The 22,226-nt window shown below is 71.6% G+C and carries 21 protein-coding genes and 1 CRISPR repeat array; of the genes, 14 read left to right on the top strand and 7 right to left on the bottom strand.

What is annotated here, in order from left to right:
* Positions 1–321: 321 nt before the first annotated feature.
* Together ACFW3L_RS05600 and ACFW3L_RS05595 are read right to left on the bottom strand one after the other, a co-directional pair.
* Positions 322–2,013: an SLC13 family permease gene (locus ACFW3L_RS05600; RefSeq protein WP_378736719.1), complete on the bottom strand. Its 1,692-nt coding sequence runs from the start codon at positions 2,011–2,013 to the stop codon at positions 322–324.
* 160 nt (positions 2,014–2,173) lie between these two features.
* Positions 2,174–3,340: an enolase C-terminal domain-like protein gene (locus tag ACFW3L_RS05595; RefSeq protein ID WP_378736717.1), complete on the bottom strand. Its 1,167-nt coding sequence runs from the start codon at positions 3,338–3,340 to the stop codon at positions 2,174–2,176.
* A gap of 114 nt (positions 3,341–3,454) precedes the next feature.
* Here ACFW3L_RS05595 and ACFW3L_RS05590 point away from each other — a divergent pair, with 114 nt between their 5' ends.
* Positions 3,455–4,156, top strand: coding sequence for a GntR family transcriptional regulator (locus ACFW3L_RS05590; protein WP_378736715.1), 702 nt, complete (start codon positions 3,455–3,457; stop codon positions 4,154–4,156).
* 105 nt (positions 4,157–4,261) lie between these two features.
* On the opposite strand, the gene ACFW3L_RS05585 is transcribed toward ACFW3L_RS05590, so the two are convergent.
* The gene (locus tag ACFW3L_RS05585; RefSeq protein ID WP_378736713.1) at positions 4,262–5,236 is read right to left on the bottom strand and encodes a phosphatidylinositol-specific phospholipase C; all 975 of its coding nucleotides are present in this window, start codon (positions 5,234–5,236) and stop codon (positions 4,262–4,264) included.
* Positions 5,237–5,739: 503 nt separating this feature from the next.
* Positions 5,740–6,513: a DNA polymerase beta superfamily protein gene (locus tag ACFW3L_RS05580; protein ID WP_378736711.1), complete on the bottom strand. Its 774-nt coding sequence runs from the start codon at positions 6,511–6,513 to the stop codon at positions 5,740–5,742.
* A gap of 252 nt (positions 6,514–6,765) precedes the next feature.
* Between ACFW3L_RS05580 and ACFW3L_RS05575 the strand changes: the two genes are divergently transcribed.
* Positions 6,766–7,569 carry an SAM-dependent methyltransferase gene (locus ACFW3L_RS05575; protein WP_378736709.1) on the top strand — a complete coding sequence of 268 codons (804 nt, stop codon included), beginning with the start codon at positions 6,766–6,768 and terminating at the stop codon, positions 7,567–7,569.
* Between the two features lie 33 nt (positions 7,570–7,602).
* Positions 7,603–9,030: a serine hydrolase domain-containing protein gene (locus ACFW3L_RS05570; RefSeq protein ID WP_378736707.1), complete on the top strand. Its 1,428-nt coding sequence runs from the start codon at positions 7,603–7,605 to the stop codon at positions 9,028–9,030.
* Positions 9,031–9,068: 38 nt separating this feature from the next.
* On the opposite strand, the gene ACFW3L_RS05565 is transcribed toward ACFW3L_RS05570, so the two are convergent.
* The gene (locus tag ACFW3L_RS05565; protein WP_378736705.1) at positions 9,069–9,875 is read right to left on the bottom strand and encodes a sulfite exporter TauE/SafE family protein; all 807 of its coding nucleotides are present in this window, start codon (positions 9,873–9,875) and stop codon (positions 9,069–9,071) included.
* A gap of 89 nt (positions 9,876–9,964) precedes the next feature.
* On the opposite strand from ACFW3L_RS05565, the gene ACFW3L_RS05560 reads away from it, so the two are divergent.
* On the top strand, positions 9,965–10,738 hold the full coding sequence (locus ACFW3L_RS05560) for an AraC family transcriptional regulator (protein ID WP_378736703.1): 774 nt from the start codon (positions 9,965–9,967) through the stop codon (positions 10,736–10,738).
* Positions 10,739–10,810: 72 nt separating this feature from the next.
* Here the strand turns inward: ACFW3L_RS05560 and paaK are convergent, their stop codons facing one another.
* Positions 10,811–12,169 (bottom strand): phenylacetate--CoA ligase PaaK, encoded by a 1,359-nt coding sequence (gene paaK / locus ACFW3L_RS05555; RefSeq protein WP_378736701.1) that lies wholly within the window; start codon positions 12,167–12,169, stop codon positions 10,811–10,813.
* A gap of 288 nt (positions 12,170–12,457) precedes the next feature.
* On the opposite strand from paaK, the gene ACFW3L_RS05550 reads away from it, so the two are divergent.
* The 10 genes from ACFW3L_RS05550 to paaI all read left to right on the top strand — a co-directional run bounded on the left by ACFW3L_RS05550 (position 12,458) and on the right by paaI (position 20,495).
* Positions 12,458–13,693 (top strand): thiolase family protein, encoded by a 1,236-nt coding sequence (locus ACFW3L_RS05550; RefSeq protein WP_378736699.1) that lies wholly within the window; start codon positions 12,458–12,460, stop codon positions 13,691–13,693.
* Positions 13,694–13,761: 68 nt separating this feature from the next.
* Positions 13,762–14,499, top strand: a complete 738-nt coding sequence (locus ACFW3L_RS05545) for an enoyl-CoA hydratase/isomerase family protein (protein ID WP_378736953.1) — start codon at positions 13,762–13,764, stop codon at positions 14,497–14,499.
* A complete protein-coding gene (locus ACFW3L_RS05540; RefSeq protein WP_378736697.1) occupies positions 14,496–15,380 on the top strand; it encodes a 3-hydroxyacyl-CoA dehydrogenase family protein in 885 nt (294 codons plus the stop codon). The genes ACFW3L_RS05545 and ACFW3L_RS05540 overlap by 4 nt, the downstream gene beginning before the upstream one ends.
* A complete protein-coding gene (locus ACFW3L_RS05535; protein WP_378736695.1) occupies positions 15,377–16,165 on the top strand; it encodes an enoyl-CoA hydratase/isomerase family protein in 789 nt (262 codons plus the stop codon). Before ACFW3L_RS05540 ends, ACFW3L_RS05535 begins: the two co-directional genes overlap by 4 nt.
* 113 nt (positions 16,166–16,278) lie before the next feature.
* Positions 16,279–17,244, top strand: coding sequence for a 1,2-phenylacetyl-CoA epoxidase subunit PaaA (paaA, locus tag ACFW3L_RS05530; protein ID WP_378736693.1), 966 nt, complete (start codon positions 16,279–16,281; stop codon positions 17,242–17,244).
* Entirely contained in the window at positions 17,241–17,552 is a 312-nt protein-coding gene (gene paaB / locus ACFW3L_RS05525) for a 1,2-phenylacetyl-CoA epoxidase subunit PaaB (protein ID WP_049568999.1), read from the top strand. The genes paaA and paaB overlap by 4 nt, the downstream gene beginning before the upstream one ends.
* Positions 17,553–17,594: 42 nt before the next feature.
* The gene (paaC, locus tag ACFW3L_RS05520; protein ID WP_378736690.1) at positions 17,595–18,473 is read left to right on the top strand and encodes a 1,2-phenylacetyl-CoA epoxidase subunit PaaC; all 879 of its coding nucleotides are present in this window, start codon (positions 17,595–17,597) and stop codon (positions 18,471–18,473) included.
* A complete protein-coding gene (gene paaD, locus ACFW3L_RS05515) occupies positions 18,467–18,973 on the top strand; it encodes a 1,2-phenylacetyl-CoA epoxidase subunit PaaD (protein ID WP_378736688.1) in 507 nt (168 codons plus the stop codon). Before paaC ends, paaD begins: the two co-directional genes overlap by 7 nt.
* 2 nt (positions 18,974–18,975) lie before the next feature.
* Positions 18,976–20,076, top strand: a complete 1,101-nt coding sequence (paaE, locus tag ACFW3L_RS05510; RefSeq protein WP_378736685.1) for a 1,2-phenylacetyl-CoA epoxidase subunit PaaE — start codon at positions 18,976–18,978, stop codon at positions 20,074–20,076.
* A 41-nt stretch (positions 20,077–20,117) separates the two neighbouring features.
* Positions 20,118–20,495, top strand: a complete 378-nt coding sequence (gene paaI, locus ACFW3L_RS05505) for a hydroxyphenylacetyl-CoA thioesterase PaaI (protein ID WP_378736951.1) — start codon at positions 20,118–20,120, stop codon at positions 20,493–20,495.
* Between the two features lie 103 nt (positions 20,496–20,598).
* Positions 20,599–20,872: a CRISPR direct-repeat array (repeat unit 29 nt; unit sequence GTGAGCCCCGCGCACGCGGGGATGGACCG).
* Between the two features lie 153 nt (positions 20,873–21,025).
* Here the strand turns inward: paaI and ACFW3L_RS05500 are convergent.
* Positions 21,026–21,868: a peptidoglycan recognition family protein gene (locus ACFW3L_RS05500; protein ID WP_378736683.1), complete on the bottom strand. Its 843-nt coding sequence runs from the start codon at positions 21,866–21,868 to the stop codon at positions 21,026–21,028.
* Positions 21,869–22,226 lie beyond the last annotated feature (358 nt).

The raw sequence follows: 22,226 nt of genomic DNA, 5'->3' as shown, positions 1-22,226 counted from the left end.
GAGCCGTGCCCTCGGTCGGCCTCGTGGAGGCGCCTGAGGGGCGGCCCGCACGTACGGATGTGCCGACGTGTGGGACGTGCTCGTGACCGCCATCGCCTGGTGCGGCGGCGTGACGCGCTCGCGGGACGGTGCCTCGCGGCGCCGGCCTTCCGGGCGGTCGAGCACGCCCGGAAGGCCGACGGTCGGTGGTACGCGGGGGCCTCGGAGACCGGTGGACTCCACGTGGCGGTCAGTCTCCCGGGCCCGATCACCGGTTCACGGACACCCCGGGCTTCCACGGGTCCGGTCGCGGGCGGCCCGGGAGACGGGCCTCACGCTGGGTCACTGGAAAGCGGGAGGCAGGGTCATCAGGTCGATACCCCACAGCCACGGCAGGACGTAGAGGGTGCCCCCGACGATGAGGGCGAGGGCGACCCAGTTCAGCCAGAAACCGGCCTTCACCATCTCCATGATCGTCAGTTTCCCCGTGCCGAACATGATCGCGTTCGGCGGTGTGCCCACCGGGAGCATGAACGCGCAGTTCGCGGCCATCGCGCAGGGGACCATCAGCGCGTACGGGTGAATGTTCAGCGAGACCGCGAAGGCGGCCATGACCGGGAGGATCATCGTCGCCGTCGCGGCGTTCGAGGTGATCTCCGTGAGGAACAGCACGAGAGCGGTGGCGATGACGATGATCAGCACGATGCTGATCCCGTCCAGGGCGCGCAACTGCTCACCTATCCACGAGGAGAGGCCGGTCTCGACGAACCCGGCGGCGATGGCCAGGCCGCCGCCGAACAGGAGGAGGATGCCCCAGGGGATCCTCTTCGAGTCCTCCCACTGGAGGATCCTCTTGTCCCTGCCGCCGCTGGTCGGCAGCGTGAACAGGGCCACCGTGGCGGCGATGGCGATCACACCGTCGCTGATCCCCGGGAGGAGGTCCTCCCAGAGGAAGGTGCGGGTCACCCACAGGAACGCCGCCGCGAGGAAGACGGCGAACACGACCCTCTCCTCGGTGGACGTCCTGCCGAGGGACCTCCGCTCCTCCCGGATGATCTCCTTGCCCCCGGGGAGGTGCCTGAACCGGACCCTGAACTTGACGCCGGTCAGGTAGAACCAGGTGAAGGCGAGGAGGGCGACGGCGATCGGAACGCCGAACAGCATCCAGCCACCGAACGAGATGCTCTGTCCGAAGAGCTCGTTGGAGGTCGCGGCGAGGATGGCGAGCGGCGGGGTGCCGATCAGCGTCCCGAGGCCGCCGATGGTGGCCGCGTAGCCGATGCCGAAGACCATGGACTTCTCGAACTTCGGCAGGTCGTCGGCGAACTCCCCGCCCCGCAGGGTGCGGGCGGCCTGGTACGCGACCGCCAGTCCGACCGGGATCATCATCATCGTGGCTGCCGTGTTGGAGACCCACATCGACAGGAACCCCGTCGCGACCATGAAGCCGAGGACGATGCGGCGCGGACTCGTGCCGATGGCCGAGACGATCGTGAGGGCGATGCGTTGGTGGAGGTTCCACTTCTCCATGGCGATCGCGATGGAGAACCCGCCCAGGAAGAGGAAGATGATGTCGTTGCCGTAGGCCGAGACCACGGCGTCCCCGTCCAGCGCCCCGGACAGCGGCAGGAGCACGATGGGGAGCAGGGACGTGACCGGGATGGGGATCGCCTCGGTGATCCACCAGGTCGCGACCCAGAGGGTCGTGGCGAGGACCGCCCGGCCCTCCGGGGAGAGCCCCTCGGGGTGGAAGAACAGCAGCGTCAGCACGAACAGCAGCGGCCCGAGGACCAGGCCGACGATCCGGGCGGGCGTGTATCCGGGGTCGGAGCCGTCGGGCTCCTCGGCCGACTCCGAGGCCTCGGCTCCACCCACGGCCTCAGCGGGTCCGCTGTCCCCGCCCCCGCCCGCGGTGGACGCCACCAGCTCCGTCCGTCGGGGCGCGCCGCGCCAGGAGAACGTCAGGAGTTCCTTGATCTGCCGGTGTGAATCCCACAGGCTTCCCCACAGGGAACGCGGATGGGAGAGTGCCATGGCTGCACCTTCTCTGGTCTCGGCTCGACCCGCCACAGGTCGTTCGGGAGTTCGGGGGAGCGTCGGTCGTGCGGGTGACCGGGCCCCGGCACGTCGCCTCGACGCGGCCGGACGTTGACGGGGACGGCGCAGGGGACGTGAGCGCCCGTCGGTCGGAGAGTCAGTCGTGCAGGCCCCGGAGGACCTCGTGGAACCGGGCCTTGCCCTCCAGTCCGATGCCCGGGAGGTCGCCCGGGGCCACACGGCCTCTGGTGATCACGGCGTCGTCGGTGAAGCCGCCCGTGGGCTGGAACTCCCCGGGGTAGGACTCGTTGCCGCCGAGCTTGAGGGCGGAGGCGATGTGCAGCGAGAACTGGTGGCCGCCGTGCGGGACGCACCGGCGGGAGGACCAGCCGTGCAGGGCGAGCATGTCCAGGACGCGGCGGTACTCGGTCAGTCCGTAGCTCAGCGCCGGGTCGACCTGGATGAAGTCCCGGTCCGGGCGCATACCCCCGTAGCGGATCAGGTTCCGGGCGTCCTGCAACGAGAACAGGTTCTCTCCGGTCGCGATGGGGTGGCGGTAGTGCTCCGACAGGGTGGCGTTCAGGCCGTAGTCCAGCGGGTCGCCGACCTCCTCGTACCAGAACAGGCCGTACTGGTCGATGGCCCGGCCGTAGTCCAGCGCGGTCCGCAGGTCGAACTTGCCGTTCACGTCCACCATCAGGCGGGACCCGTCGCCGCCCAGGACGTCGATGACCGCCTCGATGCGCCTGAGGTCCTCGGCCAGATCGGCGCCGCCGATCTTCATCTTGACGATCTCGTATCCGGCGTCGAGGAATCCGCGCATCTCGTCCTGGAGGTCACCCAGGGTCTTGCCGGGGGCGTAGTAGCCGCCGGCGGCGTAGACGAAGACGTCCTCGTCAGGGTCGCCGTCCCCGTGGTGGTCGGAGATCCACCGGTAGAGCGGCACGCCCGCCGCCTTGGCGGCGAGGTCGTGCAGCGCCATGTCCGCCACGCCGACGGCGACGGAGCGTTCTCCGTGTCCACCGGGCTTCTCGTTGCGCATCATGACCTCCCACGCTCGGGAGGGGGAGAGCGCACCGTGCTCGTCCAGTAGTTCGTCCGGCGCGGCGTTCCGCAACCGTGGCAGCACCCGTTCGTTCAGGATGGCCGTGGCGTTGTAGCGCCCGTTGGAGTTGAAGCCGTAGCCCACCAGGGGCTTGCCGTCGACCACCACGTCACTGACCAGGGCCAGGATCGTGCAGTCCATCCTGCTGAAGTCGATGTACGCGTTGCGCATCGACGAGCTGATGGGAATGGTGCCGACATGGGCGGAGACGATTCTCATGGACCTCCTTCTGTCGCAGGTCTTATAACTCCCTTATAAGTACGAGGCGGAGTCTAGGCTGCATGAGACGCGGGTCACAAGCCCGTGAGTGGACATTCTGTGAGAGAGGTCACGATGACCAGCGAGAGCGCCTTCTCCAGCAAGGGCGGGCTGGCCTATACCGAACTGCGTCGCCGGATCACCTCCGGAGAGCTCGCCCCGGGGTCGCGCCTGTCGCAGTACGCACTGGCTGAGGAGCTCGGGATGAGCATCACCCCGCTGCGCGAGGCGATCAGGCGACTGGTCAGTGAGGAGTGGGTCGTGATGGACGCCCACCGAGACGTGCGTGTGGCGCCCATGAGCGCCGCCGAGGCGCGCGAACTGCTGGAGGTCCGCTTCTCACTGGAACCGTCGGCCACGGAGCTCGCCGCCCTGCGCAGGACGGAGAGCGAGATCGCCGCGATGCGGGCGGCGGCCGACGAACTCCTGCCGGTCACCCGTACCTGGGGTGAGGACGCCATCACGGCGCACCGGGCCTTCCATCGGGCGATCTACGCCGCCTCCCACAACAACGTGATGGTCAGACAGCTGGACGACCTGTGGGACAAGGCCGACCGGTACCGGCGGATCGGCCTGGAACTGCCCGCTGGCGCTGAGCCGCGCACCCTCGACCTCCAGCAACACCACAGGATCCTGGAACTCGTCGTCGCCGGTGACGGCACGGCCGCCGCCGCCCTGGTGCGCTCGCACATCCGCAACAGCCTGGGGGCCGTGGTCACGGACGTCCTCGGGGGCCTGGAGCGCGCCTACCACCCCATCGCCGCCCGAACGACCTGAGGTCCCGGCTGTCGGGGAGCCGGTCCGCCCATCGGTGGGGAGAACGGACCACGCCCGGGCCGGGGCCGAACGGGTGGTCCGCACCGGCCCGGGCGCGCGAACGGCTCAGCCGGCGTTGTGCGCGATGACCAGGTCGGTCAGCTCCTGGCTGGGGAAGTCCATGACCACCACGCCCGTGCGGGGAGCCGCCACCGGACGCAGGTGGTCCACCGCGCGGGGGTTGACACCCCGGATGCCCAGCGCGCCCCACGCGACCTCGCGCGGGTTGGCCCAGGGGGCGCCGCTGCCGCTGAGGTGGTTGACGTACAGGACGTCGTCGGCGCCGGTGGCGGTCCGCTCGAAGTGGTCGCGGGCCTTCTCCCACTTGGCGGGGACGTCGAAGAGGGTGGGGACCCGGTAGTCGTCCTGGATGTCCAGGGACGCGCCGTTCCAGTGCACGCCGTAGTCCCGGGACGCGGAGAAGTCCTGCACGATGACGATGCGCCCCCGGACCTCACCGAGGTCGGGGACCCGGTCCGCGCCCTGTTCCGGCACCCACAGGCGTTCGGTCAGGATGTCCCGGGTGTCCGGGTCCTCCTCGATGTAGTGGTTCAGCGTCTCCTCGTAGCTCCGGGTGTTCTCCTCCTCGGTGTGCTCCTTCTTCATCCGCATGAGCACGGTCTCGGAGGGGTTCGCGTCGAGGAAGGCGCCGATGTCGGTGACCACGTCGGTGAAGTTCAGGTTCAGGTACTCGACGCCGTGGTGGATGGGGAAGGCGTCCCGGTAGTGGCGGGTGCGCACGTCGAGGAAGCGCACTCCGGAACCGAGCTGTTCGGAGAGGGTGAGGTCCTGCGTGCGCGAGAACACGGAGCCGGTCCAGGCACCGGTGTCGTGCGTGCCGGGGATGGACAGCGCGGCCAGGCTGGTGCCGTCGGGGATCTCGTCCATCCACGCGGTGCGCGCCGCCGACGGGTTCTCCTCGGCGGCGGCAGGGGCCGCGGGGGAGAGAGCGGACAGGAGCGAACCGGCGAGGAGGAGGGCCGTCAGAACCGGCCCGGTACGTCGGGGGAGCGCCGTGGCGGCGGAGGGGAGGGTGAGCATGGGGGTCCTTCGTGAGCGGGGGTGTGGACCCGGTAACGGGCCGCCCTCACCCTGTCACGCGGCGGCTCCGTTGACATCCCCCCTTGCCCCACGCCGTCGGCGGAGGGGCGGGTGACGGGCGCCCTCAGGGCGCACCCGCCGAACCGGTACCGGTGCCGCCCGCCCTTCACCACCTCGACGGGCGCCCGCGGAGCGGCCCCCGTCCACCGCTCGCGACGGGCGGCACCCTCCGAGCCCGCCCTAGCGGGTCTTCACCAGGGTCGCGATGAGACCGGAGATGATCATCATGGACAGGCTGACGATCATGAGCACGAACGCGATGGTTCCGATCATGGTGTTTCCTTCACTGTGTCGTCCCCCGGGCACCGTGGGCCGTTCTTCCCCGGCGCCCGGCACACCGGGACACCCGGAGTCTCGGGCGCGGCATGTTACCTCTTCGATGGATCACCCTATCTCTCCGTCGCGGGGACGCCGCGTCGGGTGCCCGCTCTGACCAGCGTGGTTCAGCTCTCGTTCCAGAACCGCTGGTAGGTCCGGACCAGCCAGCGGTCGGCCCAGTCGGTGTCGGGTGTCGCGGGCAGGTGCGAGGTCCGGCACAGGTCCTCCAGGCGGCTCTCCAGTTCCCCGGCCCGTTCCAGGGCCTCGTCGCGGGTGTGCTCGCCCCGGCGCAGAGCCAGCAGCCAGCTCCGGTCGGGTTCGGGCATGGGCAGGGTGATGTCGCCGGACTCCATCAGTTCCACGCCCTGGAGGCCCAGCCGGACCATGTGGTAGGCGTACTTGGTGTCGAAGCCGTGCCTCGCGACCAGTTCCGGGCGGTTGGTGTGACGGCCGCCCCGGATGCCCGCCAAGCGGTCGCGTTGGGCGCGCAGGTAGCCGAGGAAGCGCTCACCGGCGCGGCGGGACAGCAAGCGGTGGGCGTTGGCGCGCAGGTCACGGCCGACGGGCGTGAGGGTGACGAACTCGTCCTCGGGGACGAAGAGCGGCAGCAGGACGGTGGGGTTGCCCTCCAGCGCCAGGCGGGTCCACTTGCGCAGCGAGTAGACGGTGAGGTCCAGGTCGCCGGGGCCCGAGCGTCCGTGTTCGCCCTGGTCGCGAAGGATGAACTGCTCGAAGTCGCGGAGTCCGATGACGTACTCGGGCGGCTCGACACAGATGCCCATCTCGTCGCGGTCGTTCTGGCCCTCCAGATGGAGGCCGTGGACGACGGAGCCGATCTGGCAGCGCAGGACGGTGCCCTGTGCGGCGATGCGGGCGAACTCCTCGGTGGAGTGCTTCACCTGGTCCTCCCGGTGCGGTGGATCGTGCTGCGCAACCTATCGGGGCGGTGGTGGGAGCCACGAGCCGTTTTCGGTCGCCTCCGGCGTGGCACGAGCCCCATCAGAGGGCTCACGGGCGTACCGGAGACAACAAAACACCGATTTCACACCAAACCAGGACCTAAGGTTCTTGCCCGGCGCACCGTGCTTCCGTTTAGCTGGTCCCGTACCCCGCCCGGCACCGGCCGGGCCCGGCAGTGGAGAGCAGGACCCGTGCCCCCCGAGAACACCGAAGCCAGGATCGACACCACCGTCCCCCACAACGCCAGGATCTGGAACTACTGGTTGGGCGGGAAGGACAACTACCCCGTTGACCGGGAGATGGGCGAACAGATTCGCTCGTTCTTCCCCGAGATCGTCGACAACGCGATCGCTGACCGCGCCTTCCTCGTCCGTGCCGTCACCCACCTGGCCCGTGAGGAGGGGATCCGGCAGTTCCTGGACGTGGGAACGGGCCTGCCCACCCACAACAACACCCACGAGGTGGCGCAGTCGGTGGCGCCCGACTCCCGCGTGGTCTACGTGGACAACGACCCGCTGGTGCTCACCCACGCCCGGGCCCTGCTCACCGGCTCCGACCAGGGCGTGACCGACTACGTCGACGCCGACCTGCGCGACCCGGACTCCATCCTGGCCACGGCGGGCAAGACCCTCGACCTCGACCAGCCGGTGGCCCTGCTGCTGCTCGGCGTGGTCAACTTCGTGGCCGACGACGCCGAGGTGCGCTCGATCCTGGACCGGCTGCTGGGCGCGCTCGCCCCCGGCAGCTACCTGGTGGTCTCGCACCCCACCGACGACATCGACCACGAACGCGCCCACCAGGTGGCCGCCGCGTGGAACGAGAAGGGCACGCCCAAGATCACCATCCGCACGGCGGCGGAGATCGAGGGGCTCTTCGACGGCCTGGAACTGCTGGAGCCGGGCCTGGTGTCCTGCTCGCTGTGGCGGCCGGGCCCGACCGAGGTGGGCACGCTCCGACCGGTCGCCGAGTACGGCGGTGTGGCCCGCAAGGCCTGACCGATCCACCCCGATCGCAACCGGAGGACACCCGTGGCCGACCAGCCGCGCGCACCGATCGACCCCGAGCACTGGCGTGCGCGGTTGGCGGTCCTCAGCGAACGCCACGGCGTCCCCGGGGCCCAGCTCGGCCTCCTGCGGATCGGCGCCGACGCTGCCGCCGACGAGGCGGTCGAGGTCGCCCACGGGGTCCTCAACGCCGCGACCGGGCACGCGGTGGACACCGGCTCCGTCTTCCAGATCGGATCCGTCACCAAGGTGTGGACCGCCACCGTCGTCATGGGGCTCGTGGACGAGGGCCTGCTCACGCCGGACACACCCGTGGCGGAGCTGCTGCCCGAACTACGGCTGCCCGACCCGGCCCGGCGAGTGACCGTGCGGCACCTGCTCAACCACACGAGCGGGATCGACGGGGACGTCTTCACCGACACCGGGCGCGGCGACGACGCGCTGGAGCGCTACGTCGCCCTGCTGGCCGACACGGAGCCGGTGCACCCCGTGGGCGCCGCCTTCTCCTACTGCAACGCGGGATACGTGGTGCTGGGCCGGATCGTCGAACGGCTCACCGGCCTCGTCTGGGACCGGGCGGTGCGCGAGCGGCTCTTCGCGCCCCTCGGGATGACCCGCGCCTGCACCCTGCCGGAGGAGGCCCTGCTCCACGGGGCGGCGGTCGGTCACGTGGAGGGTCTGCCCGAACCCGAGACGGCGCCGGTGTGGGGGATCCCCCGGTCGATGGGGCCCGCCGGGACCGTCCTGGCCAACGCCGGGGACGTGCTGCGCTTCGCCGCCGCCCACCTGCGTCGCGGCCTCGGCGCCGAGGGCGACCGGGTGCTCTCCGAGGCCTCGGCCCGGGCGATGGGCGACCACGAGGTGACCCTGCCCGACCCCCACACCCTGGGGGACTCCTGGGGGCTGGGCTGGATCCGCTTCGGCTGGGACGGGCGCCTGGTGCTGGGGCACGACGGCAACACCGTCGGCCAGTCGGCGTTCCTCCGCCTGCTTCCCGACGCCGGGTTCGCGGTGGTGCTCCTGACCAACGGCGGCCGCACACGCGACCTCTACCAGGAGCTGTACGGAGAGGTGTTCCGCGAGCTCACGGACGTCCGGGTGCCGACGCCGCTGGGGCCCGACCCCGCACCGGACCCGGGGTCCCGACCCGTGGCAGACGAGGCGCCGGTGTCGGCCGTCTACGAGAGCACCGCCCAACGACTGGAGATCCTGGGTGAGGGGGAGCGGCGCACCCTGAGGGTGATCGACCGGGCTCCGCTGCCGGGTGTGGATCCCGATCCGGTCGAGGAGTGGCCGCTCCTGCCCGCCGGGGGCACGGAGGGACAGTTCGTGTTCCGCCCCGAGGGACGGCGCACCTGGGTGCCGGTGCGGATCCACGCGCTGGAGACGGGGGAGGAGTACCTGTACCTGGGTGGGAGGGCGGTTCCCCGCGTCAGGGCCGGGAACGGCTGACGCACCCGTGCCCCGCGCGGACCCTCGTCACCCCGTGCTCACAGCACCAGGAACACGACCAGCACCACCGCCAGCAGGCTCACGTAGGACACGGCGTGCGCCCGGTCGGGGATCCGCCCCACGTGGCGGCGGACCACGGCGATGGTGGGCAGGGAACCGGCGAGGAGCAGTGCTCCGGCCACCAGGTCCACCGAGCCCAGGTGTCCCTGCCCGGAACCGGCGCCGCCGGTCCCCCACAGCGCGTAGACGAGGGTCCCGGCCAGTGCGACCGGCACGGTGAGCGGGTTGGCCATGGCGGTGGCCTCACCCATGGGGAGACCGCGCCGACGCAGCAGGGGCACGGTCATGACGCTGCCGCCCACCCCCAGGAAGCCGGTGACGGCGCCGATGCCCAGCCCCACCGCCCGGGTCGTTCCGGGGCGCGGCACGCGGGCTGGGGTCCCCGACGGCGGGGTGAGGAAGCCCCGGCGCAGCAGACTGTCGAGGATGGTCACCGCCAGGTAGACCGCGAACAGGGCGTGCTGGACCGTGCCGCCCGCCGCCGTGGCCACCAGCGCTCCCACGGCGGAGCCCACCCCGATGGGGGCGGCCAGGGGCCACAGGTGTGCGCGGCGCAGGCGTCCGGCGCGGTGCTGGGCCCAGGTGGCGACCAGGGAGTTGACGACCATGACCGCGGTGGAGGTGGCCACGGCCACCGCCATGGCGTCCACGCCCGGGTCGGCGCGGGCCAGGGTGACGGCGTACACGACCGGAACGGTCACGAAGCCGCCGCCGAAGCCGAACACGACCGTGGTGACGCCGGTCAGGCAGCCCAGGGCCAGGAGGACGAGGATCGAGGAGAGCACCCGCACCACGGTAGGGAGACGGTGGCTTGGCGTGCATTCGACGAAGGGACAGGAACGATCGCGCAACGGACAGGGTAGCGTCGGTGTCCGTGCGCAACGTCCCCGTCTCCGAAGTGGACCACGTCGACCGGTCGGTGCTGGCCATCGGCACCGACTACCCGCCCGGGTTCGTGCTGGCCAGGCACCGGCACCGCCGGGCCCAGTTCCTCTACGGCGCCACCGGGGTCATGCGGGTGGTGACCGACGACGGCGCGTGGACCGTGCCGCCGCAGCGGGCGGTCCTCGTGCCCGCCGGAACCGACCACGAGGTGACGATGGAGGGGGTGAGCACCCGCAGCCTGTACGTGGAACCGGCCGTCGTGCCGTGGTTCCCCGCCCGGTGCCAGGTGGTGGAGGTGTCCGCGCTGCTGCGCGAGCTGCTGTTGGCGGCGGTGGACATCGACCCCCTCCACGATCGCCACGGCCGGGACGCGGCCCTGGTGGAACTCCTCCTCCACGAACTCCGGGGGCTGGTGCCCCTGCCGCTGGACCTGCCCCTGCCGCGCCACGAGGAGCTGCGCGCCCTGTGCGAGGAGTTCCTGGAGGAGCCGCGTGTTCACGATCCGCTCGCCCGCTGGGCGCGACGCCTGCACGTGAGTGAGCGCACGGTGAACCGGCTGTTCCGGGCGGAGACCGGGATGGGGTTCGCGCGGTGGCGGCAGCGGGCCTGCGTCCTGCGGTCCCTGCCCCCGTTGGCGCGGGGTGAGGCGGTCGCGCGGGTCGCCTCGGATCTGGGCTACGACAGCCCGGCGGCGTTCTCGGCGGCCTTCGCGCGCCTGCTGGGCACCAGCCCCCGGGACTACCGCTCCGCCGCCACCTCGTAGTCGGGCGGCGCGCGTCGCGGACGTGCCGGGGCCCCGCGACCGTGGGGGGCGCGGGGCCGGTGCGGGGGAGGCCTACTCCTTCGGGCGCTGGTCGACGATGCGGCGGAACTTGCCCACCGAACGCTCGATCTGCTCGGGGTCGACCACGTCCACGGTGACGCTCACACCCACGCGGTCCTTGATCATCCCGGTGATCTCCCTGCTCAGGACGGTGCGGCGGTCGGTGGTGCAGTCCGGGGCCGCCTCCACGCGCACGGACATGCGGTCCAGGCGGCCCTCCTTGGTGAGCACCAGCTGGAAGTGCGGGGCGAGACCGTCCAGGCCCAGGACGATCTCCTCGATCTGTGTCGGGAAGACGTTGACCCCGCGCAGGATGATCATGTCGTCGCTGCGGCCGGTGATCTTGTCCATGCGGCGCATCGGACGGGCGGTGCCCGGGCGCAGGGTCGTGAGGTCGCGGGTGCGGTAGCGGATGACCGGCATGGCTTGCTTGGTCAGCGAGGTGAAGACGAGCTCACCGTTCTCCCCGTCCGGGAGCGCGTCCTGGGTGACGGGGTCCAGCACCTCGGGGAGGAAGTGGTCCTCCCACACGTGCAGGCCGTCCTTGGACTCCACGCACTCGTTGGCCACACCCGGGCCCATCACCTCGGAGAGGCCGTAGATGTCCACGGCGTTGATGTCGAAGCGCTCCTCGATCTCCAGGCGCATCCGCTCGGTCCACGGTTCCGCGCCGAAGATCCCCACCTTGAGCGAGGTCGTGCGCGGGTCGATGCCCTGCCGCTCGAACTCGTCCAGCAGGGTCAGCATGTAGCTCGGGGTGACCATGATGATCTCGGGCCGGAAGTCCTGGATGAGCTGGACCTGCTTGGCGGTCTGGCCTCCGGAGGCGGGGATGACGGTGCAGCCCAGCTTCTCCGCTCCGTAGTGGGCGCCGAGGCCGCCGGTGAACAGGCCGTAGCCGTAGGAGACGTGCACCTTGTGCCCGGGGCGCCCGCCGGAGGCGCGGATCGAGCGCGCCACCACGGTGGCCCAGGTGTCGATGTCCTCGCGCGTGTAGCCGACCACGGTGGGCTTTCCGGTGGTGCCGCTGGAGGCGTGGATGCGGCTGACCTGGCCCTGGGGGACCGCGAACATCCCGAACGGGTAGTTGTCGCGCAGATCGGCCTTGGTGGTGTGCGGGAAGAGGGCGATGTCCTCCAGTGACCTGAGGTCCTCGGGGCGCACCCCGGCCTCGTCGAACCTGCGCCGGTACAGGGGCACGTTCGTGTAGGCGTGTTCCAGGGTCCAGCGCAGGCGCTCGAACTGGAGGGAGCGCAGCTCGTCGACACTCATGCGCTCGGCCGCGTCCAGGGAACCGGGCTCGGGGGCCCGTCCGAGGCGCCTCCGGAGGGCGGTACCGGCCGAATGCGTGGTGGTGTCCTGGCTTGCCATGGGCCTCTCCGGGTACTGTGCACGGGGTTTCCGCCGGACCGGGGACGGACGCGTCGTCCCCGGACACGGAGCGGCGCCGCCGTGCGATGCCGCGGCGCACTTTCCGGCGGTCCAACCGCGCTGAGGTGGGTCTTCGCCGGTCCGTGGAGGAGCCGACTTGCTTACTGACCGAACGTTCGGTTACTAATGCATTTACTCAGTCTCCGCGTGGCCGTGTCAAGGAGACGTGTTGAAGACTTCACACAGGACGGTGGCACAGGCCACCGCCATCGACAAGGGAGGCCGTTCGTGAGCGACGTCTACGTGGTCGACGGGGTGCGCACCCCCCAGGGGCGGTACGGGGGCGCCCTCGCGGCCGTCCGCCCCGACGACCTCGCCGCCCGGGTGGTGGCCGAGGCGGTCCGACGCGCCGGGGTCCCCGGAGAGGACGTGGACGAGGTCATCCTCGGCGCGGCCAACCAGGCCGGTGAGGACAACCGCAACGTCGCCCGGATGGCGGCCCTGCTGGCCGGGCTGCCCTCCACGGTCCCCGGCTACACGGTCAACCGGCTGTGCGCCAGCGGGCTCACCGCCGTCGCCTCGGCCGCGCAGGCGATCAGGGCGGGCGAGGCCGACCTCGTGGTCGCCGGAGGCGTGGAGTCCATGACCCGCGCCCCCTGGGTGATGGCCAAGCCCGGCACCCCGTGGGCGAAACCGGGCGAGGTCGCGGACACGTCCCTGGGCTGGCGCTTCACCAATCCGCGCTTCGCCGCTGCCGACGCCGAGGTGTCCCCGGACGCCGCCCCCGACGAACTGCGCTACACGCTGTCGATGGGGGAGACCGCCGAGGAGGTCGCCACCCTGGAGGGGATCACCCGCGAGGAGAGCGACGCCTTCGCCCTGCGCAGCCACCAGCGGGCCGTGGCCGCCACCGAGGCGGGCCGGTTCCGGAACGAGATCGTCCCCGTCACGGTCCACGACCGCAAGGGACGCACCCACGAGGTCACCGAGGACGAGGGGCCGCGCCCGGGCTCCACCATGGAGAGCCTGGCCACGCTCCGACCGGTCTTCCGCAAGGGCGGGATCGTCACCGCGGGCAACTCCTCCTCGCTCGCGGACGGCGCCTCCGCACTCGTCCTGGCCAGTGCCGACGCCGTGCGCCGGTACGGCCTGACCCCGCGCGCCCGCGTCGTCGCCTCCGCCTCTGCCGGGGTGGATCCGCAGGTCATGGGGCTCGGTCCGGTGCCGGCCACCCGCAAGGTCCTGGACCGGGCCGGATGGTCGCTCGACGAGGTCGGCGCGGTCGAACTCAACGAGGCCTTCGCCGCCCAGTCGCTCGGTGTCGTGCGCCAGCTCGGCCTGGACGAGTCCCGGGTGAACGCGGACGGTGGGGCGATCGCTCTGGGCCACCCGTTGGGCTCCTCCGGTGCCCGTCTGGTGGTCACCCTGATGAACCGCATGGAGCGCGAGGACGTCGGGCGCGGCCTGGCCACCCTGTGCGTGGGCGTGGGACAGGGCACCGCACTGCTGGTGGAGCGCCCGTGACCTCCGCCCCCGACCCGTCCGGCTCCGAACGGGCCGACGCCACGACCCCGAACGAGGACGGCCCGACCATGGACTTCGAGACCCTGCGCGTCGACTGGCGGGAGGACCGCGTGGTGGTCGAGCTGCACCGCCCCGAGGCCCGCAACGCCATCAACGGGCGGATGATCGCGGAGCTGCACGAGGTGTGCGCCCGGATCGAGGCCGACCCCCGACCCCTGCTCCTGACCGGTCACGGCACCGTGTTCGCCGGCGGGGCCGACATCTCCGAACTGCGCGAACGCGGCCGTGAGGAGGCCCTGGCGGGGATCAACAGCCGCCTGTTCGAGCGCCTGCACCGGCTCCCGGCCCCCACCGTGGCGGCCGTCGACGGGTTCGCCCTGGGCGGCGGCGCCGAACTCTCCTACGCCTGCGACATCCGCGTCGCGACCCCCACCGCCGTGTTCGCCCAGCCCGAGCCGGGTCTGGGCATCATCGCGGGGGCGGGCGCCTGCTGGCGTCTCAAGGAGCTCGTGGGCGCGTCGGTGGCCAAGCAGGTGCTGCTGGGCGGGTTCCGCCTCGACGCCGAGGCCGCGCTGCGCCACGGTCTGGTCGCCGAGATCGTGCCCTCCGAGGAGCTGCGCGAGCGCGCGCACGCCGTGATCGACCGGATGGCCGCCTCCTCGGCCACGGCGCTGCGGATGACCAAGCTCGTGCTGGACGCCGAAGGTGTGCACCCCCTGGCCGACGACCTCACACAGGCGGTGTTGTTCGAGAGCGCAGACAAGCACGACCGCATGACCCGTTTCCTGGAGAGGAAGAAGCGTTGAGCGAGATCACCCCGCAGGGCGTCCCCGACACCGTCGCCGTCATCGGCGGCGGCACCATGGGGGCCGGGATCGTCCAGCAGTTCCTCACGGCCGGGGCGAACGTGGTCCTGCTGGAGGCCACCGCCGAGGCCGCCCAGGCCGGGCTCGGGCGGGTCGCCGCCGGGCTGGACCGGGCTCGCGACCGGGGCAGGATCGACGGCGAGCCCGCCGCCTACCTGGCCCGCCTGGGTCTGGTCACCGACGCCTCGGAACTCCCGGACGGGACCGGACTGGTCGTCGAGGCCGTCCCGGAGAAGCCGGCGCTGAAGATCGCGGTGCTCACCGCGGCGGAGGCCGCCGTCGGCGAGGACACCGTCCTGGCCTCCAACACCAGCTCGCTGTCGGTCACCGACCTGGCCGCCGCGCTGAAGCGTCCCGGCCGGTTCCTGGGCACGCACTTCTTCAACCCCGTCCCCGCCTCCAAGCTGGTGGAGATCGTGACCGCGCCCGAGACCGACCCCGACGTCCTGGAGGCGGTGCGCGGCTGGGTCGGTGCCCTCGGGAAGACGGAGATCGTGGTCCGGGACTCTCCCGGGTTCGCCACGAGCCGCCTCGGCGTGATGCTGGGTCTGGAGGCCATCCGCATGGTCGAGGAGGGTGTGGCCTCGCCCGCCGACATCGACACCGCCATGGAACTGGGCTACCGCCACCCCATGGGTCCGCTCAAGCTCACCGACCTGGTCGGACTCGACGTGCGCCTGGCCATCGCGGAGCACCTGGCGAGCGAACTGGGGGACCGGTTCTCGCCCCCGGAGCTCCTGCGCCGTAAGGTCGCCGAGGGCAGACTCGGCCGCAAGAGCGGCGAGGGATTCCACCTCTGGGACAAGGGAGACAAGGCGTGAGCGAGGACAGGGCCGCGGAGTTCGTCGAGGTCGACGGGGTCGCCACCGTCAGGCTGAACCGTCCGGGGCTGACCCGGAGGGCCAAGGAGGAACTGCTGGAGGCGGTGACCCGGGCGGCGGAGTCCACCACTGCCCGCGCGGTGCTGTTCCTGGGGTCGGACCGGGCGTTCTGCCTGGGCCAGGACCTGGCGGAGCACGCGCGGATCCTGGAGGAGACCCCGGGGCAGGCGCTGACCACGGTGCGCGAGCACTACAACAGGATCGTGCTGGCCCTGGAGAGCGTCCAGGTGCCGGTGGTGGTCGGGATCGGCGGTGCCTGCGTGGGCGCCGGCCTCGGGTTCGCCCTCGCCGGGGACGTGCGCGTGGCGGCCGGACGGGCCAAGTTCGGCACCGCGTTCACCGGGATCGGCCTGGCTTCGGACTCCGGCCTGGCGTATCGGCTGGTGCGGTCGCTGGGCCAGGCGCGCGCGATGGAGCTGATGCTGCTGGGCACGGTGTTCGGTGCTGAGCGCGCCCTGGAGCTGGGCCTGGTCACCGAGGTCGTGGCCGACGAGGACTGGGAGGCGCGCGCCCGTGAGGTCGCCGCGGGACTGGCCTCGGGGCCCACGGCGGCGTTCGTCGCGGCCAAGCGCGAGGTACGTTCGGCCGCCGACGGTCAGAGTGACCTGCCCGAGCTGCTGGAGGAGGAGGCCGACCTCCAGAACCAGCTCGGGGTGACAGCCGACCACGTCGGTGCGGTCTCGTCCTTCCTGAACAAGCAGAAGCCCACCTTCACCGGGCAGTAGCGGGCCCGCTCGCCCTTCGGCTGATCGCGGGGGTCCGGGGACTTGCGTCGGGCCCCCGCGTCCGGGGATACTAATTACTGACCGAACGTTCGGTTATGAATGGGGAGGGATCAATGCCGACCACGGCCCAGGAAGCGCCCCCCGGCGCCGACGAGGCTCTTCAGGCGGAGTTCGACGCCCGGATCGCCGCCAACCAACGCGTCGAGCCGCGCGACTGGATGCCCGAGGCCTACCGCAGGACCCTCGTCCGCCAGGTCTCCCAGCACGCGCACTCCGAGATCATCGGCATGCAGCCGGAGGGCGACTGGATCGCCTCCGCACCCAGCCTGCGCCGCAAGGCGATCCTCCTGGCGAAGGTCCAGGACGAGGCCGGGCACGGCCTCTACCTGTACGCGGCCGCCGAGACCCTCGGCGTGGACCGCGACGACCTCACCGAGCGGCTCATCGAGGGCCGCCAGAAGTACTCCTCGATCTTCAACTACCCCTCGCTGAGCTACGCCGACGTCGGCGTCATCGGCTGGCTGGTGGACGGCGCCGCCATCTGCAACCAGGTCCCGCTCTGCCGGACGTCCTTCGGCCCCTACGCCCGCGCCATGGTGCGCATCTGCAAGGAGGAGTCCTTCCACCAGCGGCAGGGCTACGAACTCCTCATGCGCATGATGGAGGGCACCGAGGGCCAGCGCCGGATGGTCCAGGACGCCGTCGACCGCTGGTGGTGGCCGTCCCTGATGATGTTCGGCCCGCCCGACGCCGAGTCGCCCAACACCCAGCAGTCCATGACCTGGGGCATCAAGATCGACACCAACGACGACCTGCGCCAGCGGTTCGTCGACATGACCGTCCCGCAGGCCGAGAGGCTCGGCGTCACCCTGCCCGACCCCGACCTGGTCTGGAACGCCGAACGCGGCCACCACGACTTCGGTACCCCCGACTGGGACGAGCTCAAGCAGGTCATCAAGGGCGACGGCCCCAAGAACGCCGAACGCGTCTCCCGCAGGCGCGCCGCGCACGAGAAGGGCGCGTGGGTCCGCGAGGCCGCCACCGCCTACGCCAGGAAGCAGCAGGAGGCCACGGTATGAGCAGGAACGACGACGCCACCCCGGCCCGTCCCGAGTGGCCCCTCTACGAGGTCTTCGTCCGGGGCAAGCGCGGCCTCAACCACGTGCACGTGGGATCGCTGCACGCCCCCGACGCGACCATGGCGCTGCACAACGCCCGCAACCTCTACACCCGCCGCAACGAGGGCGTGAGCATCTGGGTGGTGCTCGCGGAGGACGTCACGGCCTCCAGCCCGGACGAGAAGGACCCCTACTTCGAGCCCAGCGGCGACAAGGTCTACCGCCACCCGACCTTCTACCCCATCCCCGAGGACGTCCCGCACATCTAGGCGACGGGGACGACGGTCGGCACGATTCTTCAAGGAACAGGCATGAGTGGCGAGAACATTTTCACCGGACTCACCGAGGAGCACGACGGCGACGCCCGCTGGGCCTTCGGCACCGGCTTCACCGAGGCGCTCGCGGGCGTGGACACCACCCTGCCCGCCGGGGTCGACGGTGCGGACCTGGCGGTCTACTGCCAGATGCTCGGCGACGACGCCCTCGTCCAGTCGCAGCGCCTGGTCCAGTGGGTGACCGACGCCCCCGAACTGGAGGAGGAGGTCGCGCTGGCCAACATCGCCCTCGATCTGCTCGGCCAGGCCCGCCTCCTGCTGGCCCGCGCCGGTCAGGCCGACGGTTCCGGCCGCGACGAGGACGCCTTCGCCTACCACCGGGACCCCGAGCAGTTCCGCAACGTGCACCTCACCGAGGCCCCGCGCGGCGACTTCGCCCGGGCCGTCGCCACCCTCCTCGTGCTCTCCTCCTGGCGGCTGGCCGTGTTCACCCGGCTCGCCGACAGCGCCGACCCGGTGCTGGCCGCGATCGCCGCCAAGGGCGTCAACGAGCTGGCGTACCACCGCGAGTACGCCGTCGCGTGGACCCTGCGCCTGGGCGACGGCACCCCGTACTCCCACGAACGCCTGCGCACCGCCGTGGCGGACGTGTGGCCGCTCACCGGTGAGCTGTTCGCCACCCACCCCCTCGAAGCGGCGCTGGCCGCCCAGGGCGTGGGCGTCGACCCGGCCTCCGTCCGCGACGAGGTCCACGAGGTCGTCACCCGGGTGCTGACCGCCGCGACGCTGCCCGCCCCCGAGCCCTTCCCCGGCCAGACGGTGGCCGGACGCGACGGAGAGCACTCCGCACACCTCGCCCCGCTGCTGGAGGAGCTCCAGCGCGTGGCCCGGGAGCACCCGGAGGCGACATGGTAGCCACCCGCGAGCGCCTGTGGGAGGCGGCCGCCTCGGTCACCGACCCCGAACTTCCCATGCTCACCCTCGCGGACCTGGGCATCCTCCGTGAGGTCGCCGTGCAGGAGGACGGCACCGCCGCCGTGTGGATCACCCCCACCTACTCCGGGTGCCCCGCTCTGACGGAGATGCGGGTCGACGTGGACCGCGCCGTCCGCGCCGCAGGGTTCGACCGGGTGGAGGTGCGCACCGCGCTCTCCCCGGCCTGGACCACCGACTGGATCACCGACGAGGGCAGGCGCAAACTCACCGAGCACGGCATCTCGCCTCCCGGAGAGGCGCCCCGCAGGGGGGCGGGACCGGTCCCGCTCACCCTGATGCCCACCCGCACCGTCCCGCGCTGCCCGCTGTGCGGCGCGGCCGACACCGAGGAACTGTCCCGGTTCGGCGCGACCTCCTGCAGGTCGTTGCACCGCTGCCGGTCCTGCCTCGAACCGTTCGAGCACGTCAAGGAGATCTGACCGTGTCCACACCCGTCACCACCGCCGGGGCGCCGCTTCGCGGTCGCGCCGCGTTCCACCGGCTGCGCGTGGCCGACGTCGAGCGCCTGTGCGACGACGCCGTCGCGGTCACCTTCGACGTCCCCGACCACCTCGTCGAGGAGTTCGCCTTCGCGCCGGGCCAGTCGTTGACCCTGCGTCGCGAGGTCGACGGCGTGGAGGAGAGGCGCAGCTACTCCATCTGCGCCCCCGTGGGAGAGGCACCCCGCGTGGGTGTGCGCCTGGTCTCCGGAGGGCTCTTCTCCAACTGGCTGGTCCGCGAGGTGGAGCCGGGCCAGGAGATCGAGGTGGGCGTTCCCACCGGGAGGTTCAGCCCCGACCTCACCCAGACCGCCCGCCACGTGCTCGTGGCCGCCGGTTCGGGGATCACCCCGGTCCTGTCCATGGCCGCGTCGCTGCTGCGCCGGACCGGTTCCCACGTCACCCTCCTGTACGGCAACCGCCGCAGTGACACGGTGATGTTCGCCGACGAGATCGCCGACCTCAAGGACTCGTTCGGGCCCCGCTTCGAGCTGGTCCACGTGCTCTCCCGTGAACCCCGCGAGTCGGAGCTGTTCACCGGCCGCCTCGACGGCGCGAAGCTGGAGGCGCTGCTGTCCACCATCATCGCGGCCGACGCGGTCGACCACTGGTGGCTGTGCGGTCCCTACGGAATGGTCACCGACGCCCAGGAGGTGCTGGCGCGCCACGGAGTCGAGGGCGAGCGCGTCCACCAGGAGCTGTTCTTCGTGGAAGGGGCCGAACCCCCGCCCCAGGCCCGCCACGAGGACCCCGGGGTCGAGGGACCGGCCAGCGAGGTCACCGTCGTCCTGGACGGACGGACCACCACGCTCACCCTGCCCCAGGGCGTGCCGGTGCTGGACTCCGCGCAGCGCTACCGCCCGGACCTGCCGTTCGCCTGCAAGGGCGGCGTGTGCGGGACCTGCCGGGTCAGGGTCTGTGACGGTGAGGTGAGGATGCGCCGCAACTACGCGCTCACCCCCGCCGAGGTCGAGGCCGGGTACGCGCTGGCCTGCCAGTCCCTGCCGCAGACCGACACCCTGACCGTGGACTTCGACTCGTGAGCGGCACCGCGTCCGAGGGGCGCAACGAGACCGCGTGGCGGATGTTCGAGGCCGACCGGGCCTCCAAGGGGCTCGGGATGCGCCTGGTCGAGGCCCGCGACGGGTTCGCCGTGGTGGAGATGGTCGTGGGGCCCCTGATGCTCAACGGCTACGACATCACCCACGGCGGGTTCGTGTTCGCGCTCGCTGACACGGCCTTCGCCTGCGCGTGCAACCTGGACGGCGGCGACGTCACCGTGGCCTCCGGCGCGGACGTGACCTTCGTGGCCCCCACCAAGGAGGGGGACCTGCTGGTGGCGACCGCCGAGGAGAGGGTCCGGTTCGGGCGCAGCGGCGTGTACGACGTCACCGTCCGCCGGGGTGACGAGGTCGTCGCGGAGTTCCGTGGCCGCAGCCGGAGTCTGCCGCAGAGGAGTTGAGGTCCGGGGAGGCCGGGATCCCGGCGTCTGCCATCATGAGGACGAAGTGCGGCCACGAAGGTCAAGCGGAGATAACGGCCCGCGTTGTCGCAGGTCGTCAAGCGTGAGCCCCGCGCACGCGGGGATGGACCGACGGGAGGGCACCTCTTACGGGGTCAGTCCGTGTGAGCCCCGCGCACGCGGGGATGGACCGGGCTGGTGGCCACCCAACCGCAGCTGCAGGCCGTGAGCCCCGCGCACGCGGGGATGGACCGGTCGGGGGCCCGAGCGCGGACGAGGCGGGGGTGTGAGCCCCGCGCACGCGGGGATGGACCGATCCACGGGGGCGCTCCGGCCTCGACGCGCGCAGTGAGCCCCGCGCACGCGGGGATGGGCCGACGAACACGTTCGCGGGAACGTCAGGCGGCGGAGCCAGAGACAGGTGAACCCTGCGGGCAGGGGGCGCAGGCCCCGGGATCGGGGTCCCGGGTCGTCATTGGAGCCTGAACCCCGGTGCTTCGGGCATGGTCACGACACTTCCGGGGAGGGGATCAGCTCCCGTGGTCGCCGTCGACCGGGGCGCCCAATCCACTGACCGCGCGCTCCGCTTCCCGGCGGGCACACGCCCGGATCAGTTGTGCGTAGGACTCGCCGGTCATGCTCTTGATCGAGCTGACACCCGACCCGACGTACCGGCGGGCCTGGAGAAGACCCTCCGAGGTGGCCGGGCCCCATCGACCGTCGACGCCGTCCGGGTCGAGGGTCGAGCCGAATCCGGCGGCCACGATCAGTCGCTGGACGGCCTTGACGCCTTCGACCGGGGCGCCGGGCAGCAGGCCGTCGCCTTCCTTGAGTCCGAGCAACGAACCTTCTCCTCCTGTGATGGGCCCGGGGGCCTGGGTGAACGTGCCGTCGCGCACCATGGAGTACGCCCGGTCGCCGGGGCACGAGGTGGCGATGAAGTCGCGGTGCCCGAGCACGGTGCCCGCGTTGGAGTAGTCGTCCGCGAGCCACCGGCGCAGCTCGCGGACCGCGTTGATCTGAGCATCCGTGATGGTGTCGGTGGGACCGGTCGCCAGGGTCACGCTGTAGTGCGTCCGGTTCCCGCCGGGCTGCGCGGCCTGCTCACGGCGGGGACCGCGCCCGTCGATGACGTAGCCGTGGGCACAGGCCAGCCAGCTGTAGCCGATGTCCACCCAGCCACGCGAGGGGCCGGTGTGGAACGCGCGGGTGTTGCGCCAGTAGGTGAGACAGGCGGAGTGGTCCCGGTTGGCGAGGTTCTGGTTGCTGCTGTCGTAGTGGACGACCAGACCGGACCGGGGATCGGCGGACGCGGCTGGGGACGTCCCCCATCCCAGGTCGGACCGGGAGACGTACTTGCTGGGTCGGGCCACGTAGGGCCTCCTCCTGGACGTGGCGGACACCGACCGATCGGCGGTCGGGGCTGGGGGCTGCGGGGGCTGGGCTACTCGTGGCTTCCACGGGTCAGGGGCGGGAACCGGTCGTACGTACTCGGTCACCTTGAGGGAATGGTGCCCGGCGAGCCCCGCGACGAACCGGTCCCGGTGCTCTTTGTGCTCTGCCCGGAGCGCCGATCGCGGCACCGTTCAGGTGACCACCCTGCCCGGGTCCCAGCGATCCCCGGCCCCAGATCCGGCCCGAGCGCCTCGCCGGAGCGCACCGCGGTGTTCCGTGAGCGCTAACAAGTTGAGTGCTGGAGGGTCCTCGCAGGGCCCCGGAACATTGAACCTT

The sequence above is a fragment of the Nocardiopsis sp. NPDC058789 genome, assembly GCF_042745575.1.
GTDB classification, from domain to species: Bacteria; Actinomycetota; Actinomycetes; order Streptosporangiales; family Streptosporangiaceae; genus Nocardiopsis; species Nocardiopsis eucommiae.
The sequence above is the reverse complement of the archived record's forward strand: the minus strand, read 5'-3'. Positions and strand labels throughout refer to the sequence as shown.